Annotated in this window: 17 protein-coding genes; 3 read left to right on the top strand and 14 right to left on the bottom strand. The window is 27.0% G+C overall.

Annotated elements, in window-relative coordinates; genetic code table 11:
• Position 1: 1 nt before the first annotated feature.
• From VJI95_RS06735 to VJI95_RS06690, 10 genes are all read right to left on the bottom strand, one after another.
• On the bottom strand, positions 2-1,741 hold the full coding sequence (locus VJI95_RS06735) for a flavocytochrome c (protein ID WP_324010784.1): 1,740 nt from the start codon (positions 1,739-1,741) through the stop codon (positions 2-4).
• A 52-nt stretch (positions 1,742-1,793) separates the two neighbouring features.
• Entirely contained in the window at positions 1,794-2,744 is a 951-nt protein-coding gene (gene dusB / locus VJI95_RS06730) for a tRNA dihydrouridine synthase DusB (RefSeq protein ID WP_324010782.1), read from the bottom strand.
• Between the two features lies 1 nt (position 2,745).
• Positions 2,746-3,525 carry a type III pantothenate kinase gene (locus VJI95_RS06725; protein ID WP_323998513.1) on the bottom strand — a complete coding sequence of 260 codons (780 nt, stop codon included), beginning with the start codon at positions 3,523-3,525 and terminating at the stop codon, positions 2,746-2,748.
• 176 nt (positions 3,526-3,701) lie between these two features.
• Positions 3,702-4,166, bottom strand: a complete 465-nt coding sequence (locus tag VJI95_RS06720; protein WP_324010781.1) for a hypothetical protein — start codon at positions 4,164-4,166, stop codon at positions 3,702-3,704.
• 116 nt (positions 4,167-4,282) lie between these two features.
• On the bottom strand, positions 4,283-5,887 hold the full coding sequence (locus VJI95_RS06715) for a CTP synthase (protein ID WP_324010780.1): 1,605 nt from the start codon (positions 5,885-5,887) through the stop codon (positions 4,283-4,285).
• A 9-nt stretch (positions 5,888-5,896) separates the two neighbouring features.
• Positions 5,897-7,972, bottom strand: coding sequence for a glutamine synthetase III (locus VJI95_RS06710; protein ID WP_324010778.1), 2,076 nt, complete (start codon positions 7,970-7,972; stop codon positions 5,897-5,899).
• Between the two features lie 169 nt (positions 7,973-8,141).
• Complete coding sequence (locus tag VJI95_RS06705; protein WP_324010776.1) at positions 8,142-9,401, bottom strand: Glu/Leu/Phe/Val family dehydrogenase; 1,260 nt, start codon at positions 9,399-9,401, stop codon at positions 8,142-8,144.
• A gap of 9 nt (positions 9,402-9,410) precedes the next feature.
• Positions 9,411-11,306, bottom strand: a complete 1,896-nt coding sequence (locus tag VJI95_RS06700) for an ABC-F family ATP-binding cassette domain-containing protein (RefSeq protein WP_324010774.1) — start codon at positions 11,304-11,306, stop codon at positions 9,411-9,413.
• Between the two features lie 11 nt (positions 11,307-11,317).
• On the bottom strand, positions 11,318-12,487 hold the full coding sequence (locus VJI95_RS06695; RefSeq protein ID WP_324010773.1) for an O-antigen ligase family protein: 1,170 nt from the start codon (positions 12,485-12,487) through the stop codon (positions 11,318-11,320).
• Between the two features lie 167 nt (positions 12,488-12,654).
• Entirely contained in the window at positions 12,655-13,302 is a 648-nt protein-coding gene (locus VJI95_RS06690) for a redox-sensing transcriptional repressor Rex (RefSeq protein ID WP_323998501.1), read from the bottom strand.
• A 265-nt stretch (positions 13,303-13,567) separates the two neighbouring features.
• On the opposite strand from VJI95_RS06690, the gene VJI95_RS06685 reads away from it, so the two are divergent.
• From VJI95_RS06685 to VJI95_RS06675, 3 genes are all read left to right on the top strand, one after another.
• Positions 13,568-14,209 (top strand): Crp/Fnr family transcriptional regulator, encoded by a 642-nt coding sequence (locus VJI95_RS06685; RefSeq protein WP_324010772.1) that lies wholly within the window; start codon positions 13,568-13,570, stop codon positions 14,207-14,209.
• Between the two features lie 122 nt (positions 14,210-14,331).
• Positions 14,332-17,424 (top strand): leucine-rich repeat domain-containing protein, encoded by a 3,093-nt coding sequence (locus VJI95_RS06680; protein ID WP_324010771.1) that lies wholly within the window; start codon positions 14,332-14,334, stop codon positions 17,422-17,424.
• Positions 17,425-17,653: 229 nt separating this feature from the next.
• Entirely contained in the window at positions 17,654-18,073 is a 420-nt protein-coding gene (locus tag VJI95_RS06675) for a nuclear transport factor 2 family protein (RefSeq protein ID WP_324010770.1), read from the top strand.
• Positions 18,074-18,221: 148 nt separating this feature from the next.
• Here the strand turns inward: VJI95_RS06675 and VJI95_RS06670 are convergent, their stop codons facing one another.
• The 4 genes from VJI95_RS06670 to VJI95_RS06655 form a co-directional block, all read right to left on the bottom strand.
• Positions 18,222-18,683 (bottom strand): flavodoxin, encoded by a 462-nt coding sequence (locus VJI95_RS06670; RefSeq protein ID WP_324010769.1) that lies wholly within the window; start codon positions 18,681-18,683, stop codon positions 18,222-18,224.
• Positions 18,684-18,799: 116 nt separating this feature from the next.
• Positions 18,800-19,852: an FRG domain-containing protein gene (locus VJI95_RS06665; RefSeq protein WP_324010768.1), complete on the bottom strand. Its 1,053-nt coding sequence runs from the start codon at positions 19,850-19,852 to the stop codon at positions 18,800-18,802.
• 35 nt (positions 19,853-19,887) lie between these two features.
• The gene (locus VJI95_RS06660) at positions 19,888-21,096 is read right to left on the bottom strand and encodes a diaminopropionate ammonia-lyase (protein ID WP_324010766.1); all 1,209 of its coding nucleotides are present in this window, start codon (positions 21,094-21,096) and stop codon (positions 19,888-19,890) included.
• A 1-nt stretch (position 21,097) separates the two neighbouring features.
• Entirely contained in the window at positions 21,098-21,727 is a 630-nt protein-coding gene (locus VJI95_RS06655; protein WP_324010764.1) for a GNAT family N-acetyltransferase, read from the bottom strand.
• Positions 21,728-21,765 lie beyond the last annotated feature (38 nt).

Genomic DNA, 21,765 nt, shown 5'->3' with positions numbered 1-21,765 from the left:
ATTATTTGTTTTTTGCTGCATTAGTTCCTGCTATAATTCCAAAAACTGTTATATCTGCAATTGATACAGAACCAAGTCTATTATTACCATGAATACCACCAGTAGTTTCTCCCGCAGCATATAATCCCTTTATTATTTTTCCGTTTTTATCCAATACATTTGCGTCTTTATTTATCTTAAGTCCACCCATTGTATGATGAACTGCAGGAACAGCTTTTAAGCAATAGAAAGGTGCTTTATCTATTTTAAAACCTAATCTTCTAAGATTAAATAATGTATCTTTTCCATTTTCAGAATCTTCATTAAATTTATTTATTGTCGCTTTTAAATTTTCTTTATCTATTCCAAAAAAATCTGCCATTTCATCAATTGAATTCACCTTGCAAAGTTTTTTACCTTCTATTAAATTGTTATATTCAACTTCATGAGTAGGCAAAATATTTGATTTTTTCATGGATTCTTCGTCCCATATTTGATATGCAACATTATCTGTTTGAGACTTAATTCCCATTGAAATTTCTCTTCTAGTCCCTAACTCTTCTACAAATCTTTTTCCTTCTTTATTTACTAGTATTGCACCACCAACGAGTCTTGTATCTCCGGTATATAAAAGTTTACCTGTTTCAACATCACAAACTGGATATAACTGAATTTTATTTAAATCTATGACATCAGCTCCAATAGCTTGTGCCATTTTTATACCATCACCTGTTGATCCTGCAGAATTTGTTGAAAGAATTTTATCATCAACTTCTTTATCATTATCGTTAAGCATTTTTTTGTTTGCTCCAAAACCACCTGTTGTTAAAACTACTGATTTTGCATTTACAATCAATTCTCCAGTCTTTATTTTAGCTTTAACTCCTGTAACAGCATTATCCTTTGTGATAAGCTCAAAAGCATTAGTTTCTGTTAAAATTTCTATTCCCAACTCCTCAACTTTTGCATGTAATTTATTAATCAATTCTTTTCCGGATTGTCCTTTAGGAATTAAAGACCTCTTTACTGAATGACCTCCAAAAAACATAAGTTCATCAGTCCACTCAACATTAACATCATCTCTTAACCATTTTGCACCATCAAGTGCATTATTGGCTAAAACATCTATAAGTTCCTTATCTCCTCCTGCTTTTTCGACATCTTTTTTAAATAAATCAATACTATCCTTTATATTTTCTTTTTCCTGCAACCAATTCATTGGAGCTGAATACTCAGCACCGGAAATTAAAGTATTCCCACCTATTAACGGCAATTTTTCTAAAATTACAACATTAGCTCCTACTTGTTTAGCTTTTATTGCCGCAATTAATCCTGCTCCACCTGAACCTACAACAACCACATCAACATTCATTTCTTTAGTTTCAAACTTTTCATTCATAGTAGGATTGTTTTTAAGAATTTTTTTATAGTCAAGACCGGATTTTTTTATTGCATCTGCAAGAGCATTTATAAAAGCTTTTGAAGAATAAGTCGCTCCTGTTACTTCATCTAAATTGAAATCTCCTAAATTAACTTTTTCAATTAATTTTTCAATAGCAAGTTTTCCTACATCTTCCGTTTCAACACTTTCTTTAAGTGATACTTTTTTTATTTTATTATTTTCAAAACTTACATCAATAACAACATCTCCATTATGGCCTCTAGCTTTTCCTTCATAAGTTCCATTTACTGCAGATTTACAAGAAGTTAAAAATAATACAAAAATAAGTAAAAATGATAAGACTCTAAATAATTTTTTCATAACATCCTCCAAGATTCACTAGAATAATCACAGTGAAAATAAATATTCCTATTTAATTAAAATTATTTTTATATTCATTTAATACATAGAAAATTTCGTCAATATTAGTTAAAGTATTTATAGTATTTTTCACTTTGTTTGAATCTTTAAAACCTTTCAAATACCATAAAATATTTTTTCTCATCTCTCTTATAGCTATTCTTTCAGGTTTAAATTCCAACTCCAATTTATAATGTCTTTTTATAGTGTCTATAACCTCTTCCAAAGTTGTAGAAGAATATTTTTTAGTTAAATTATAATCCTTTATTTGTTTAAAAATAAATGGGTTTCCAAGAGAATGTCTTCCAATTGCAACAGCATCAGCACCAGTTTCTTCTTTCATTCTAACATAATCCTCCACACTACAAACATCTCCATTGCCCACAACTTTTATAGGAACATGATTTTTCAAAATTTTTATAGAATTCCAATCAGCTTTCCCAGAATAAAACATTTCTCTAGTTCTAGCATGTAATGTAATCATATATGCTCCTGCTTCAACAATAGCATCTGCAACTTCTAAAAAATTTTTATTGTTGTCATCAAAACCCAGTCTGATTTTAACACTTACAGGAACTTTAGAATTTTTTACCATAGCTGAAACAATACTCTTCACCTTTTTAGGGTCTTTCATCAAGTAACTTCCCTCGTGATTTTTAACAATTTTTGGAGCAGGGCATCCTAAATTCAAATCAAGTTGATAAATATCATCTCTTTTATTGAATCTAGTTTGTATTATTTCTTCCATGATATTCTCATCACTTCCAAAAACTTGTAATCCAACAGGGCCTTCTCTTTTATCAATATAAGTTATAATTGAAGTTTTGTCATTATCATAGTATAAACCCTTTATTGAAACCATCTCTGTAAAAGTTAGACTTGCTCCCATTTCACTTGCTAAAATTCTAAATGCAACATCACTAACTCCTGCAAGTGGAGCTAAATAAATATCTCCGCCCAGCATATTATAGCCCCTTTTTCATCTTATAGATTTCAAGCATTCCATCAAGGGTAAGTTTTTTATCTATAATATCTATTTTATCTATACCTTTAGAAATCAAACTGGAATATCCACCTGTTGCAACAACTTTTAACTTAGAAACATCAAAATTCATCTCTTTTACGACTTCATCAATTAATTTTTCAATAAGTCCAATATAACCAATTACCATACCAACTCTGATATTATCCATTGTATTTTTAGCAACAATCCTGTCAGGTTTATAAAGTTCAACTCTTGGTAGTTTTGCAGTTTTTAAAAATAGTGCTTCAGATGAAATTCCAATACCTGGAATGATAGCTCCACCTTGATAGACCGAATTTTCATCAACTACATCAAAAGTAATTGCTGTCCCAATATCTATAATTATCAAAGGAACTCCATATTTTTTTATTCCTGCAACAGAATTTACAATTCTATCTGCCCCTATAGTTTTAGGATTATCATGATTTATTTTAATTCCTAAATCACAATTATCATCAATAATTATAGGCTTTAAATTAAAATATTTTTTTATAGCATTTTCAATTGAATGCATAACATCAGGAACAACAGATGCTACAACAACATCATCAATTTCAGCTTTTTTAATATCATTAGCATGTAATATCTCTGTAATGGACATCGCATACTCATCACTTGTTTTATTTTTTATCGTGTTGAGTCTAAAATCACAAATTAGTGAATACCCTTCATAAACTCCCAAAACAATATTTGTATTTCCAACATCTATAACTAATAACATATATTTCTCCAAATCACTAATAAATTTTTTCAATTACTTATTTCAATCTAATTTTAACATTTTTTGTATTTTATTACAATTATTTTACATATCAATTTTCAATTCCTGGTCCATTTCAATCAAAAAACGACTAAGATTAAATCTTAATCGTAAAAGTTTATAAAATAAATATTAAATTACAATCCACGTTTGAAAAAATTACGAAATTCTGATACTTCTGCTCCACTTTGTGTAATTGCAACTGAATACTTCGCACCTTTTCCAATTCCCGGCTCATATGTTATAGGTTCAAATTGATAATGAACATTTTCTTTATCAGCAATACAATATCCAATAGCTGTTTTTATAGTTGAACCATTTTCTTTATTAAAAAATTCTGGTTCTGAATATTCTGTCAATGTAGCATTTACATTTATTATAACAACTTCGCCTTCCTTGTAACCTACAATAAAATTGCTATGTTTGGTAACTTCTACAATAACTGCATTAGTATAATTTTGCATGTGACAATATATTAATTTATATTCATCACCATTTGGAACACAAGAATTAAAAATTTCACGCATTCTAGCCTTGTTCTTTCTATTATCTTCATCACTTGCTCCCGTTAGAGCTTTTTTAACTATATCGAATAATCCCATTTTTGCCTCCTAAAAATTGTATTTAATAATTTTCCTACTAAATTATATCATTTTATAAAATTTATTTCCATAAAAAATAAGAAACAAATATAAATCTGTTTCTTATTTAATATTAACTATTTATTTTTATTTTTTATAGATGCCTTTATAAATCCATCAAATAACGGATGAACTTTATTTGGTCTTGATTTAAATTCCGGATGGAATTGACAAGCTACAAAATAATCGCTACCAGTGTATTCGATAATTTCAACCAAGTCAAGTTCAGGATTTATGCCTGAAAAAATAACTCCTGCTTTTTCAAGCTCTTTTCTAAATTTATTATTAAATTCATATCTATGTCTATGTCTTTCTTGAATAATTTCAGAATTATAAAGTTCTCTAGCTTTAGTATTCTTTAAAAGTTCACAATCATAATTTCCAAGTCTTAAAGTTCCCCCTATATTTTCAACATCAAATTGATTTTCCATCAAATCTATAACAGGATATTTTGTAGTATCATCTTTTTCAGTTGAATCTGCTCCTTCAAGATTTGCAACATTTCTAGCAATATCTATAATTGCAATTTGCATTCCAAGACATATACCAAAATAAGGAATGTTATTTTCTCTTGCATATTTGCTTGTAGCAATCATTCCTTCAATTCCTCTGCCTCCAAAACCGCCTGGAACTATAATTCCATCAAGTCCTTTAAATACTTCTTTAGAATTTTCTGCAGTAACTTCTTCAGAATTTATCCAACGAATATTAATCTTATGAGCATTTTTATATCCTGCGTCTATTAAGGCCTGGGAAACAGAAAGGTAAGCATCATGAAGTTGAACATACTTACCAACAAGTCCAATTTCTAATTCTGTTTTTACTGTTCGATAAGAATCAACCATTTCTTTCCAATTATTCTTTATTATTGGTTTTCCTTCCAGACAAAGTTTATGTAAAACATAATCATCTAAACCTTGTTCATGTAATCTAACAGGAACTTCATAAATAAAATCAACATTTTCAGATTGAACAATTGCACTCTTTGGAACATCACAGAAAAGACTGATTTTATTTTTTATCTCATCAGAAATTTTCTCAGGACTTCTAACGACAATTATATTTGTCTTTATTCCTTGACTCATAAGCTCTTTAAAAGAATGTTGAGTTGGCTTAGTTTTTAATTCGTCCGATCCCGGTATTGTTGGAACTAATGTAATATGAATAAATAAAACATCTTCTTTTTTGTTTTCAGCATGAATTTGTCTAATCGCTTCAATAAAAGGAAGTGATTCAATGTCTCCTACAGTTCCTCCTATTTCAGTTATTATTATATCAGCTTTACTCTCTTCAGCAGCCTTATAAACATATCCCTTAATTCTATCAGTGATATGAGGAATAACTTGAACTGTTGAACCGTTATAATCTCCTCTACGTTCTTTTTGAATTACTTCACTATAAATTCGTCCTGTAGTAACATTACTTCTTTGAGTAAGTTCTTCATCAATAAACCTTTCGTAATGTCCTAAATCCAAATCAGTTTCTGCACCATCTTTTGTTACAAAAACTTCTCCATGTTGATAAGGACTCATAGTACCCGGGTCAACATTAATATAAGGATCAAATTTTTGCATAAAAACACTAAATCCTCTATCCTTTAAAAGTCTTCCCAAACTTGCTCCACATATTCCTTTACCTATTCCAGAAACAACTCCTCCTGTAATGAAAATAAATTTACTCATCATATCCTCCTAATTTAATACTCTAAACATTTCTTCATAAGTTGGTATATCCCAATTTTCTCTTGAAACATTTGATTCAATTTCATCACTGATTTTCCTAATTTCTTCCAAATTTTTTGGAACGAATTTATGTAAACTAATTACTCCATCAATTCCTTTTTTACTTATAACTGTTTTTTCAAACTCTTTAAATTCTTCAAGTTTAACAAATAATCCTTCAAGTAAATTATTTAGTTTGTTTACTCTTTCATTAAGCTTTGCATTTTTTATTTTCTCATTTAAAATCATTTCAAAGTTAAGTTCTTTTATACAAGATGGAATAACATCTTTATTAATCATATTAACCAATGTTTTCATCTCTAACATATAAGTATTTTTAATATCTTGAATACAAACATCATAAACAGCACCCAATTCTAAATCATTTAAAATATCATTTTTCAAAAGAACTTCATATTCTTTACTTTCTTTAGCATATAACAAAGCGTCTAAATATGTTCTATTATTTTTTAACCCTCTTTTTTCTGCCTCTTCAATCCATTCTTTTGAATAATTATCTCCAGAAAATAAAATTCTTTCACTTTCAATAAAAATTTCTTTTAAAATATTTTTACAAGCAGAAATTCTCTCAGTCTTATCTTTAATATTCTCAACTTTTTCCAAAATATTTTTAAGCTCTGATCCTACAATTGTATTTAAAATTATATTACAATCTGCCGCACTTTGCATTGATCCTAACATTCTAAATTCAAATTTTCCACCTGTATAAGCAAATGGCGATGTTCTATTTCTATCATCAGTATCTCTAGGTGCAAATTCCAAATTACTGATATTAAAATCATTTAATTTAATAGAATTTTTAACTTCCATTTCTAAAATATCGTATAAGACATTTTCAATTTCATTTCCTAAATATACAGATACTATTGACGGCGGAGCTTCATCTCCACCAAGCCTTAAATCATTTCTAACACTAGAAGATGACACCCTAAGTAGTGAAGAATATTTATTTACGGCAGAAACTGTAGCAACCATAAAAATTGCAAAAATTAACCTATCTATTTCATTATCATCTTTTGGTAAATTTAGTAAATTTTTACCATAATTTGTAACTAAAGACCAATTATTATGTTTACCACTTCCATTAACATTTTTAAAAGGCTTTTCATGTAATAAACAAACTAAATCATGCTCATAAGCCGTATTTCTTAAAACTTCCATGACAATTTGATTGTTATCTACTGAAACATTTACCGTATCATATAAAATTGCAACTTCAAATTGCCCAGGAGCCACCTCATTATGTTCAGTCTTTGAATTTATTCCTAATTCCTCTAATTTTTTATTAATACTATTATAATAATTCATAACTCTTTTCGGAATTGAACCGAAATAATGTTGTAATATCTCTTGATCCTTTGGTGGCATTTCACCTATTAATGTTCTTCCCGTATTTATAAGGTCAACTCTCTGTTCATAGAATTTCCTATCAATTAAAAAAAACTCTTGCTCTAAACCAACTTTAATTCTAACTCTAAAAATCTTTTCATCTGAAAATAAATTGTATAAAGCTGTAGCTTGTTTTGATAAAAAGTCCATACTTTTTAAAAGAGGAGCTTTTTTATCCAAACTTATTCCATCAAAGGAAACAAAAATTGAAGGAATATATAAAATATTGTCCATTATAAAAGCATTAGCAGTACAATCCCAATATGTATAACCTCTAGCTTCAAATGTAGATCTCATTCCACCATTTGGAAAAGACGAAGCATCGGGTTCACTCTTTAAAAGTTCTTCTCCTGAAAATCTAACTATAGGCAAATTTTCATTTGATTTACTTATGAAACTCTCATGTTTTTTTGCTGTATTACCATTCAATGGTTGAAACCAGTGACAATAATGTGTCGCGCCCTTTTCAATCGCCCACTCTTTCATTGCATGTGCAATTATATCAGCACTGTCTTTATCCAACAATTCTTCCTTTCTAATTGCATTTTTCCACTTTAAATATATCGGATATGGCAGTTTTCTTTTCATTGCACTTTTGTTAAAAGTAAATTTTCCAAAATCTTCAATTCTGCTCATAATTTCCTCCTATAAAAAAATTGGTCTTCTTTTTACCTCTAAATAGAGAAAAAAAAAACCAATTTACTAAATTTTTTATTTATTTAATTATATCTTTGTCCGACTTACACTAATATAATAGAATATTTTTTAATTAATGTCAAGTACCAAAGCAAAATTATTTTAAAAATTAAATTCTTGATCTCAACTTTAGTATTTTGTTAAGTCTTAAAACAGAATAAATATAAGAAGCAAGTCTCATTGTTACACCATATTGATTTTGTATTTTTATTATTTCATTATATGCAAGCAACATTTTATATTCTACTTTATTCAAAACATCATCTTCAGTCATATCAATACCGGATATATTTTGAACCCACTCGAAATATGAAGCAATAACTCCACCTGAATTTGCCAAAATATCTGGAATAACTACAACATTTTTTTGTATTAAAATTCTATCTGCTAGATAATTTACTGGACCGTTCGCTCCTTCAACAATTAATTTAGCTCTTATTTTTTGAGCCTCTTCTTCAGTGATAGAATTTTCCAAAGCACATGGAATAATTACATCTACATCTAAAGAATAGAACTGATCAATAGAAATATGTTTAGCACCTTCAAAATCATATAATGTATGATTTTTTGAAAAATGATCAATTAATTCTGAAACATTAAAACCATTTTTATTATAGATTGTATAAACGCCTTTTTCTTTATCATATTCTGAAATTGATAAAATATTTCCACCCATTCTTTCTAAATGTTTTGCTGTATTAGACCCTACATTTCCAAAACCTTGAATAGCAATTTGTGATTCTCTTATATTTATCCCCATTTTTTTAAGAGCTTCTCTTGTCATTACAGCAACTCCTACTCCCGTTGCTTCTTTTCTCCCATAAGAACCACCAAAACCTAATGCTTTCCCTGTAAAAGTTGCAAGAGTATTGTTTCCAGTTAATTTTATATACTCATCTAACATCCAAGCCATAACTCTTTCATTAGTATTTACATCCGGAGCTGGAATATCAAATCTATCTCCAATATATTTATACAATTCTTTTACATATCCTCTTGAAAGTCTTTCAAGTTCATTTTCGGATAATTCATTTACATCCACAATTATCCCACCTTTTCCTCCACCAAAAGGAAGATGAGTTGCAGAACATTTTAAACTCATCCAAATAGATAAAGCTTTAACTTCATCAACATTTACACTAGGATGAAATCTAATCCCACCTTTATATGGTCCCATAACATCACAATGTTGTGAACGATAACCTTTAAAAATTCTAACTTTTCCATTATCCATCTTAACAGGGATATTTATTTCTATAGTTCTTTCAGGCTCTTTTAAAAGGTCATATAAACTATCATCTAAATTTAATAATTCACAAGATTTCTTTAAAATCTTTTGAACATTTTCTAACGGATTAACATTATTCATACTATTCTCCTACAAGTAATTTTCCCATTCTAAATATAAATTTTCTTTTTCTTTTATCAACTCAGATAAATCTTGACTAATCTCTAAAAATTTATCTTTATCATTAAAAATTTCCGGATTTTGAATATCTTTGTTACAAATTTCAATTTTCTCTTCAATTTCAAAAATTTTATTTTCAATTTCCTTTAATTTTTGTTTTTTTGCTCTTTCTTGTCTTTCTACTTCTCTTTTTTTCTTTTTCTCTTTCTCAATTTCAGTTTTTGAAATTATCTTTTCTTCCACTTCATCTTTTTCATTTAACTTTTCTAAAAAATAATCATAATTTCCATAGAACTCAGTTATTTTCCCATCTTCCAAATACCAAATTTTATTTACAACCTTATTTAAAAAATACCTATCATGAGAAATGGTAAGAACAGTTCCAGAATAATCTACAATTGCCTTTTCCAAAACTTCTTTACTTTCAATATCTAAATGATTAGTCGGTTCATCTAAAAGTAAAAAATTGGATTTGGATAACATAAGTTTTAAAAGCTCAAGTCTTGCTCTTTCTCCACCACTTAATTCTCCAACAGACTTAAATAAATCTTCATCATAAAAATTAAACTTTGCAAGATGACTTCTAACTTCAAAATTATTCATCTTTGGATATGCATCCCAAAATTCATCCATAACAGAATTTTGATTACTCAGAGTTTTTTGTTCCTGATCATAATAACCTACCGATACCCTAGCACCTAAATCACAACTTCCTTTTATAGCATCTAGATTATTACAAATTATTTTAAATAAAGTTGTCTTACCAACTCCATTTTTTCCAACAAGACCAATCTTATCTCCCTTATAAATATTTAAATTTATATTATCTAATAAAATTTTGTCATTAAAACCCATTGATAAATCTGAAATTGTCAAAACATCTTTCCCAGATTCAACTTCTGGAACAAGTTTTAATTTCATAGAATTTTTATAAATTTCAGGGTTTTCAATCAAATCAATTTTATCAAGAAGCTTACGTCTTGAACTAGCCTGCTTTATAAATCTATTATTTCCATAGTTTTCAAATCTTTGAATAATTTCTTTCTGCCTAGAAATCTCTTTTTGTTGTTTTTCATAAAGATGTCTATTAATCTCAAAGTCTTTTTCACGTCTTGAAATATATTCATCATAACCACAATTAAAACTTTTTAATTTCTTATTTTCTATTGAAAAAATCCTATTACAAACAGCATTTAAAAAATATCTATCATGAGAAATTATAAGACAACTTCCTTTATATTCCCTAAGATAAGACTCCAAAAACTGGATTGATTCTATATCTAAGTGGTTTGTTGGTTCATCCAATAAAATTAAATTTGACGGTTTAAGTAAAATTTTTGCCAAATGTAATCTACTTTTTTGTCCACCACTCAAATTATTAACTGATTTAGAAAAGTCCTCCTCTGAAAAGCCAAGTCCAAGCAAAACTCCTCTAACTTTTGAATTATACGAATATCCATTATTCTCTTCAAAATAATGTCTTTTATTCTCATATATATCAAAAAGTTTATGAATTTCTTCTTCACTTAAATTTTGATTTCCCATTTCAACTTCTAATTCTCTAATTTCTTTTTCAAGTTGTATAATATCTTTAAAAACTTCTAAACATTCCTCATAAACATTATTATCACTCTTATAAGAAATATTTTGTCTTAATATAGAAAAATTTACATTTTTTGCAAAATTTATTTCTCCACTATCAACGGATAATTCTTTAGTCAAAAGATTAAATAGTGTAGTTTTTCCACTACCATTATCTCCTACAATTCCAACTTTATCTCTATCAGAAATTGAAAAAGTCAAATTTTCTAATATATTTTCATTCAAAAACGACTTCGTTAAGCCGTTAACACTTAAAATAACCATAAAACACCCTTTTAGAAAAAGAACTTGGATTCAAAAGTACTAACCTTTCCAACTGCTAGTAAAACACTAAAATAAATATAAGCAGTTTGATGCCAAAGTATTGTGACATCCAACATTCCATGTAAAATTACAACAACAGTTAAAGAAACAATTAGTCTAAACAAGTTTCTTTTTCTTATGCTGTAAACTTTCTTAAATATTCCTATAAAAAGAGGAAGAATTATTAAATTTCCTATAATACCAAAATTAATCAGTAAGTCAAGCAAAATATTATGGGCATGATTTGCTGGATGTGTAACCCAACTTGTGTTTTGATAAGCCATAGGTCCACTTCCAAATAAAAAAGTATCTTTAAATAATTTTATTGCATTTTCCCAAATAATTTTTCTAGTTCCTAAAGAATTCCCTATAAATTCATATCTAGGAAAAATTCTATTTGAAAATATCATAAGAACAACTATAACAATAGTAAATACTCCCAAAAATGCAAACACCTTCTTATTGTTTTTTGTTAAGGAAAGCACCAGTGTTGCAATTAGTATTGTCGGCAAAGCTGTTCTGTTTTCAGTTAAAAATAAAACGATAAATGCAAGTGTACTTACACACAAAAAATACAATCTATTATTTTTATTTTTATTAGATAAAAAGTAATACATCGCAATTATAATTATAAACTCACAGATTGTTGCATAATAATTCGTATTGAAAAATGATGAAATCGGTCTATGTAGAGCCATATATTCAATAAACTCATACATTTTTAAATTCATACTGAATTTTTTATATAAAACTGAAAGAATCGTTAAAATAAAACAAAATATCGAAACAATCATATATAAATTTATAATTCTTGAAAATAGCTTTCTATTAATAACGGATCTATAATACATAAAAAATATAGAAAATTCAAATATAATTATTGATACTCCTATACCATATAAATTTTGTTTAATAATTGATACACAAAATATAAGCCCTGTAAATACCAAAATATTTTTAACATAAGGAGTTTCTTTTAAAACAGGAATAATTTTTCCACTAACCAATAAATAAAAAAATAGAGCATTAAATGAAAAAACTAAAAAATAAAATGGTAAAAATACAGTAAATGAAACTATTAAAATTAAAAGTTCATCTATATTCAGGCCATATTTTTCTAAAATTCCATTAATATAATTCATATATCTTAAGCCTTTCATAAGACAGTTTAGCAATATTGAAAAATTGTAATAACTTTTAACTCAATTTATCTGCAAAAAGTTATACCCTTTAATAAAACTTATTCCAATTATAGCATAAAACAAAAAAAAATCAAGGTTTTTTAAATACACCTTGATATACTATAGATTTATCTTACACCAGGATAATCTTTTAAGCTATTCATATAATATGTAAGAGTCAAAAGACTTCCGTCTAAATGAACATTTTCAAGAACAACATTTCTTGGTAATTTTAAATCAATTGGAGCAAAATTCCAAATTCCTTTTATCCCACAAGCAACTAATTTATCAGTAATTTCTTGTGCAGGTATTGCAGGAATTGCTAAAATTGCAATATCAACTTTTTCTCTAGTAACAACTTCTTCTAATTCTGAGATATCTTTTACAACGACATCATTTTGTTTGCTTCCAATAATCTCTGGTGAATTGTCAAAAATTCCTACAACCTTAAAACCTTTCTTTTTAAAACCGCTATAGTTTAACAATGCACTACCAATATTACCAAAACCAACAATAGCTACATTATAAGGTTTATCAACCCCCATAATTTTTTCTAATTCAATTTTTAACTCTTCTACATTGTATCCATACCCTTGTTGACCAAATGCGCCAAAGTGATTCAAATCTTGTCTAATTTGTGATGCAGTCAAGCCAGTAATTTTACTTAGTTCTTGAGAAGATACTCTGATAATTCCCTTATCCCCAATAAGTTCTAGATATCTATAATACTTAGGTAAACGTTTTATAACTGCAACAGAAATTTTTTCATCCAACATAATAAACCTCCTACCATTTTTGTTTTCAACTATTTGTATTAATATGTAAAATTAAAAAACGTAATCTCGTTTTAAGTATTATAACACCTATTCAAATTTATTGCAATATTTTTTACAAAGTTTTTTAGAATGTATAACAAATTTCTTTAAACTTTATCACTTTCTTCTCACCACAATAAAAATTTTTCATAAATTATAAACAAAATATCTTGAAAAATGTAAAAAAAAGTTCTAAAATATAGTTAATAAATTTTAGGAGGTCAACTTGAATAACTTTGAAATAATAAAAGAATGTCCGATATTTAAGGACTTTTCAATAGACGAAATAATAGAAATATTTTCAGTAGTATCTTTTTACGAAAAAATTTATAAAAAAAATGATATTATACTCGCTGAAAATACAAAAATAGAATATTTTGGAATAATTACAAATGGAAAAATAGCTTTATCAAATTTCGACTACTTTGGAAATAGAAATATTTTAAATGTTTTTGAAAAAGAAGATTCCTTTGCCGAGGCTTTGGTTTCATTAGAAATTCAAATCCCCCATGAAGTAATTTCTCTAACAGATTCATCTATTGTATGGATTGAATATAAAAGTCTATCAAAATCTCTATATTACCAAAAAATTTTAAATAATCTTTTAAATATAATATCTACAAAAAATTTAATTTTAAATAAAAAATTACAAATACTATCAAAGAGAACTACTAGAGAAAAAATTTTAGAATACCTTGCAACTCAAAAAAAGTTACTATCAATAGATAGCAACTTTGAAATAAATCTAAATAGAAATGAAATGGCAGACTACCTTGCACTAGACAGAAGTAATCTTTCAAGAGAACTTGGAAAATTAAAAAAAGAAGGAATCATAGATTTTAAAAAAAATAAATTTAAATTACTATAAACACATTGTATATTAATAAATTAAATAATTTTAACCTCATATATATTGACTTTTTTACAAAAATATTATAATATTCTCTTTGTGATATTCATTATCGTAATGTAAAAATATATGGAGGTTTTATGAAAACAAAAAGAATTTTAAAAATATTTATGGTATTTTTATTTGTCTTTTCTCTATTAATACCAAAATTTTTGTCAATAAACAGTCATACTGCTACTGCAAATGATAACAGTATAAATGATGACTGGACAATTGACGATTTTATAATAGAAAATGACACTATTTACGGTTTTTCTAATAAAGGTGCTGAAAAACTTAAGAAGAATGGAAAAGTAATTTTACCTACAGAGAAAAACGGTATAAAAATAACAAAGGTAGCAAGTTTTGCTTTTCATCCAGATAAAAAGAAAGAAATTGAAGATTATATCGGTCGTGAAGGTAAGAATGGCGAAAAAAATAATAAAGATGTTGATGGAAATGAAATTCGTAATATAGGAGAATCGTTTAACAATACACTTATTAAATCTGTTACTATTCCTGATGGATATAAATACATCGGGCAAGATGCCTTTGATTTTAATGAGAGTTTAAATGAACTTAAACTTGCATCTACTATAACAAGAATAAGTGATTATGCCTTTGCACATATAGCATTAGACAAAAGTTTGGAATTACCAAGTGAATTAAGAACTTTAGGCGACTCTGCATTTATGGAAAGTCAAATTACTGGGAATCTTATTCTACCAGAAAAGTTTGAAAGTTTGGGAGAAAGAACTTTTAAAAACAATAAAATTTCAAATATTGAGTTTAAAGGTAAAAAAATTACTGAACTTGGAGAAAAAGTTTTTGAAGATAATAGAATAGAAAGCATTAATATTCCAAACAGTATAAAAAAAATAGCATCAGATGCATTTAACGGCAATTATGGAAATGAAGAATATAACTATATAGTTACGCTTTGGACTGAACATAAAAATAATCCAAATAAATTATTCGGAGCTTCTTTTTATGTAGATCCATCTGATGATTTAAAAGTAAAAAAACCTGAAATAAATTATAAAGTTTGGGAAAATGCTGATTTTAAAATTAATAAAAATGTAATTGAAGGATTTTCTAATAGAGGTCTTTTGAAAGTTAAAAAGAATAAAAATTTAAAAATTCCAAGTGAACATAACGGAATAAAATTAACACAAATTGCAGATGATGCTTTTAGAAACATTAATTTTAAAAATGAAAGTCTAAAAAAATATGACTTGGAAAGTGTAACCTTACCTAATAGCATAGAAAAAATTGGAAATTTTGCCTTTCAGTCAAATTATATAACAGAATTAGATGTTCAAGAGTGTGAAAATTTAACTGAAATCGGAAAAGGTGCATTTATGAATAATAAAATAAGTACACTAAATTTGAATGACAATTTAAAACTTATTGATGATGCAGCTTTTCATATAAACAATTTAGAATTTGTATTTATTCCTAAAAATGTTGAGAAAATTGGAATTTCAGCATTTAGAAACAATAAAATAAATATGCTTTTGATGAATTCAGAAAAACTTTCAGAAATTGGAGAAATGGCATTTCTAGGAAATGCTATAGATAAAGTTGATTTAACTCAAACTCCAAATTTAAAAATCATAGGAGTTCAAGCATTTGCAGGTAATTTAATCACTTCAGTTAATTTACCTTATGGCATTGAAGAAATAAGAGAAGAAGCATTTAGGAAAAATTCAATAAAAGAAGTTATTTTCTCAAATTCACTAAAAAAAATAGCTTTTAATTCATTTGATGAAAATCCAGGAAATTTAGAATATAAAAAAGTTTTAGTTGAAATTACCAGTGGAAATATTAATAAAATTCCTGATGGAAATAATTTTATTGTAAATAAAAATACTTTGGCTAAAGATAGAACTGAACTAAAAAAAACTATTGAAAGAATTGATTCTTTAAAATTAGATGAATTTCAAGAAAAAACAAAAAAATTATTTTTGGATGTAAAAAAAGAAGGAGAACTTCTCTTAGAAAAAACTAATTTAAGAGAAGGAGAAATGCTTAAATATATTTTTGAAACTAATTTTTTAATTGATAGATCAGATATTGATATTTTATTAAAAAAAGCTAAAAAAAGTCTTTCAAATGGTAATGAAAAATCAAAAAAATTGTTAGAAGACAAAATTAATTATGCTGAAAAATCATATAATAACAGTGCATTGGATACTAGAAAATTAAAAAGACTTAAGAAAGAATTAAAATTTCTTACAGACTTGGTAAATGGAGAAGGCGAAATATCAAAAACTGTTATGTTACAAGGTCATCATAAATTAAATAGTCCATTACCTATACCATCATATCATATAGGTGTTAATGTTTATTTTGACAAGAATGGTAAAATTTTATATATTTTGGATATGAGCTACAATATAGGAAAAGGAACCTTAAATCAATATGGTACGGAAGTGGAAAATGTTGATGAGGATAACGAAGGATATCACAAGTTAGCATTGGATACTTTATCAGATTACGAAGGATTAGACTATAGAGAAATTTTGTCTGGAAATGTTGATTCAATTGGTAATATCCTAAAAGTTGAAAAAGCAAAATATCATAGAGAAGGCATGTTTGAAGCAATAAAAGATGCTTGTAAAGATTATAAAGAAAAAGTAATCCGAAACGAAGAATATGACATAACTGTAGTTTCGTTAGGAGAAACAAAATTTACAAATCTGAAGCTGAGTGTTGAAAAAATAAATTCAGACAATATAAAAAATCTACAAAGTAATTTTTCAAACGCCTTTGACATACAGTTTAAAAATTTGAATGATAAAACAGTTGATATGACTGGTAAGTTTAAAGTAATTTTAAATAAAAAATTTAATGATGTTAAAGCCGTTTATCACCTTTCCGAATCCGGAGAATTAACTTCATGTAAATTTTCTCAAACTAAAGAAACTGTATCATTTGAAACGACACACTTTTCAAAATATATCATTGAATATAACAAAACAAAGGAAAAAATTTCTGAAGGCAATAACTCAGGTTTAGACAATAACAGCAATAATAATATTTCTAGAAATGATACTAATACAAAAGCTAATACAAAAAATATGGGTAACAAACTACCACAAACTTCTATTGAAAAAGCATCAATATTGGTAGTAATCTTAAGTATAGTAGTTTCCATTTGTATTTTTGTAAAATCAAGAAAATATAATTAGTCATAAAGAAATTAAAACTGACCTCAAAATTAAAAACAATTTTTTGAAGGTCAGTTTTTAAATATAAAAATAATAGAAAAATTATTCTGTGAAAATATATAGGAAATAATGACTCTTATAAGTAAAAATGAATACTATAAAACTATATGTAAATGTGTTATAATGATAAAAACATTCTTTTAATTGTGTTTGTTTAATTGATTGAGAATTGCTTATATGGTGGTGTATGATGAATAAAAAAGAAAAAATAATTCAACTATGGTTTGATATGTGGATAAAACAAAAAGATTTAGGAATAGATGAAATTTTTACAGAAGATGTTATTTACACAGAAAGTTGGAGCCCCAAATATGAAAATCGTGAAACAGTAAAATTATGGTTTAATGAATGGAATAATCGTGGAATTGTAATAGATTGGACAATTAAACAATTTTTTCATAAAGGTAATCAAACTATTGTAGAATGGTATTTTAAGAATAAAATGAATAATGGAAGTATCGAAGATTTTGACGGAATTTCTCTTGTTGTATGGACTGATGACAATAAAATAAAAGAATTAAAAGAATTCGGCTGTAATCGAAACAACTATAATCCTTATCAAAATGGAAAAATACCAAAATTTAGGGATGAAAAAACAAATTGGTTTTAATCATTTCCAACTCAAATAATTAAGAATAATTTAAAAGGAATATCTCCTATTAATTGTGGATTACATTCCTTTAATAATTTCTGTATTTTTAAATCCAGTTCAATTAAATGACTGCTTTTTTTTATTTTAAGTATCAAAATCCTACATACTATAATTCTTTAACTTTTTCAATCCATTTGTTAAAGTTCGTCTTAAATATTATAGCTTTGCTATATGGAAGATATATCTCTGCATTACCAATAAATTCTTTAAGAGTATTTAAAGTTGACTTAACATTATTAGATCCAGATGTTGAAAACGGAACCACCTTTTTTCCATCTAAATTATAATTCTTTAAATAATCTAATACAATCATTGGAGGTTTACTAAACCAAATTGGATAGCCTACTAAAACAACATCAACATCGGAAATATCTACTACTGGAGCTACATATTTTGCAGTTACGTCCTTTTTCTTTTCATCCATTGCTCTTCCAATAGCCTTAAAATATGAACCATAAGAAACCTCAGGTTCAATACTTATCATATCACAACCAAGACTTTCTTGTATTTTTGTTGCAACTTTTTTAGTTTTTCCACTATTTGAATAATAAAAAATAATAGCTTTCATATTTACCTCCTTATTTTCTGTTAAATTCAACTATTTGTAAAAACAACTTTACTATTTCTATTTACCTAAGATTTATAATTAAATTCAGTTAATATATACCCATATTTAAAATATTTTTATTCAAGTAGAGATTCTGAAACATGTTCAATATCTGGATAAATAAATCCTTTTGTTATTCCTAACTGTTCTAGCTCATTCCTAATTGCCCTTTTATCTCCACCATTAATTTTAATACAATTAAAATTAATCTCATATCTTTCCTTATTTTTTTCATCATACTTTTCAGTTTTCAAAACTAAATTAAGTTCGGAAATAGAATTACTTATTTCTTTTTGGATTTCTCCTAAACTTCCTTTTGAATTAGTATATTTAGGAAATATAAAAGCTCCTTGTTGTTGTCTAACTCTATCTGTTGTTTTAGCTGGAAGAACTAAATGAGACTTACTCAAGTCTTCAAAAATTCTTATTGGATAAATCAACTTTTCCTGAACCTTTGCTCTTTGGTTTAGAATTTCCATAAATTTTTTAACTGATTCTTTAACTTTATCATCTATATCAGATATTTGCATAAATTCATCTAAAGAAATATTACGCAATTTATTAAAATTCTCTTTAAGCGATTCACAAGCTAAAATAAAATCATCAATTAAAGATTGACTCATAAAATTTAAAGCACATTTTATAGCGATTGTATGGCCTGTATCAAATTTTTCAGTTTCTGGATAAGCATGATAAATATAAATATATCCCGGTTCATTATCATCTTTTTCTACAGCAAAATAAAGAGCAATCAAAGGGCTTTTAGTAATATCTAACATTCTAGTTACTGCCCCATAATGTTGTAATTCAGATATCATTCTAACTAAAGAAGTGTTCTCGCCATAATCATCTTTTCCTAATTCATTTAACAATGTTCTATAATAATATTCACTTCCGTTTTTTACCAATTTTTCTTTTCTATATAATGTAGGAACACGATAATTATAGAATTTACTTTCTCCTCTAAAGTATAAATGCTCATCTTTTATCATATCTTCAACATTAATTTTTTTACCCTTTACTTTTTCGTTAGATTCCTCTAACTCTTTTTTTAAAAGCTTTTTATGTTGCAAAATATCTCTAAGTATAGTACTAACATTTCTTCTAACAATTGTAACATTTTTATCCATAAATAATCACGCTACCTTGCTTAGTCTTTAATTTATTATTTAAAAGTTCCATCTACAATTCTTCTATAATTTTCTGGATTGGTATCTCCTTCGGTATTAATTAAAAGGATAACTGAATTTTCATCTATTCTCATCTTTTTCTTCGTTTCTTCCATAGCAGGTTCCGTCAAAACTCCAAGTAATGCACCCATTGTTGAAGCTCCTGATTCTCCCGAAATAATTTTTGAATCTTCTCCTTCACTAAAAGCATAGGCTCTAATTCCATCAACTGCCATATCATCAGAACCAGAAATATAAAAGTCAGTATAATTCCAAACAATTGGCCAGATAAGACTACAAACAGAGCCACAATTCAATCCTGCCATAATGGTAGTTGGAGCTCCTCCTACAGAGTAAGATTTACCATCTCCTATCTCTGCAGAACGATAAATACAATCTGCAACATTTGACTCCACAATAGTAAATATAGGTTTATTATTCTTATAATGTTCTACAAAATATGCAATCATTCCTCCAGCCATTGAACCAACTCCTGCCTGTAAAAAAATATGTGTAGGAATTACATTTAATTTTTCTAATTCTTCAGTGATTTCATAAGCCATTGTAAGATACCCTTGAATAATCCATGTTGGAATTTTCTCATATCCATCCCAAGAAGTATCTTGAATTAAAATCCAACCATGTTTTTTACTTATTTCTAAAGCATATTTTACTGTATCATCATAACTTAAATTTGTAATCTCTACCTCAGCAGGTCCAACTTTACGAATTGCTTCCGCACGAACTTCCGCTGTTCCATAAGGCATATATACATGAGCTTTACATCCAAATAACCCTGATGCCCAAGAAACACCTCTACCATGATTCCCATCTGTACATGTTACAAATTCAATCTGTTCAAGTCTTTTTTTATATTTATCTGATAACAAATCATTTAAACTAGTGGTATCCGGATTAAGATTTAATACATCACATAAAATTCTAAACATAGCATAACTTCCACCAAGTCCTTTAAATGCATTTAGTGAAAAACGCTTTGACTCATCTTTTACATAAATCTCCTCAACATTCCACTTTGAAGCTAAATTAGTAAGACAAATTAGTGGAGTTTTCTTGTATTCCTCAATTTGCTTATGAAATTTCAGTACAGCCTTCGCCTGTTCTTCTCCATATAATTTTAAATCCAATTCCTTTTTTGTATTTGAACTCTCAAGAACTTTTATCTTTTCAAATTTACTATCCATTTTAAAATATCTCCTTTTTTGTCAAAACATGCCATATTGTTTTGTTTTCAAAACCGCATTTTAAATATAAATTTTCAGGATTGCTTTCATTTTTTAGTTTCCCAGAAACAGTAACAAAATCAGCCTTTTCCTTTAATCTAAACAATAATTCATTTACTATAACTGTTCCAAATCCTTTTTTTCTATAATCTTTTGAAACTTGAATCCACTCCAAATATCCCTCTTTTATTTCCTTATCAAATTCAGCAATTCCTGTAGCAACTATTTTTTTATTATATTTATCAAAAATACAAATCCACAATTCTTCATCATATACTATACGTTCTTTATAAGACTCTAATTCTTTTATTGTTATTCCCTCATCATCGTAACAACTATTTATATGAATGCCAAATTCTTCAATACTACATTTGTAAAAAATAAAATTCTCAGATAGGCTATGTAAAATAATATTATTTAAGTTGTGAACTAATTTAAAATAAATATCATCATTGAAATCTTTTAATAAATCTTTTGAGAAATACTTATCATTAACTATTTTCATATTATCAGGAACTTTGAAATTTTTATTTTTCCAGTATGACAAAGCTGAATATTCAATTGGATTTTCTAAATATTTTTTCTTGCTCATTTTACCTCCAATAAAAATATTAAAGTATACATAGTATT

Origin of the sequence: Parvimonas sp. C2 (assembly GCF_035282405.1) — a bacterium.
Taxonomy (GTDB): domain Bacteria; phylum Bacillota; class Clostridia; order Tissierellales; family Peptoniphilaceae; genus Parvimonas.
This window is presented reverse-complemented; position numbering and strand designations above follow the sequence as displayed.